Below are 391 nucleotides of genomic sequence, written 5' to 3' on the forward strand. Positions count from 1 at the left end.
TGCCGTATTACGGGGGCGGAAGATGCCTGTATCGTCAATAACAATGCGGCGGCGGTGTTATTGATGTTGGCGGCCACTGCCAGCGGAAAAGAGGTGGTGGTATCTCGCGGCGAACTGGTGGAGATTGGCGGCGCGTTTCGTATTCCCGATGTTATGCGTCAGGCAGGCTGCACCCTACACGAAGTAGGGACCACCAACCGCACGCACGCGAATGATTATCGTCAGGCGGTGAATGAAAATACCGCACTGTTGATGAAAGTACATACCAGTAACTACAGCATTCAGGGGTTCACCAAAGCGATAGATGAAGCGGAACTGGTGGCGCTCGGCAAAGAGCTGGATGTTCCCGTAGTGACTGATTTAGGCAGTGGCTCGCTGGTCGATCTTAGCC

General features: G+C 54.5%; 1 pseudogene. It reads left to right on the forward strand.

Annotation, left to right across the window (positions count from 1 at the left end):
• A pseudogene (locus tag V5P19_RS23045) lies at positions 1–391 on the forward strand (L-seryl-tRNA(Sec) selenium transferase); the annotation flags it as partial.

The sequence above is a fragment of the Enterobacter sp. UNJFSC 003 genome (genome assembly GCF_036903355.1).
Taxonomy (GTDB): Bacteria; Pseudomonadota; Gammaproteobacteria; order Enterobacterales; family Enterobacteriaceae; genus Enterobacter.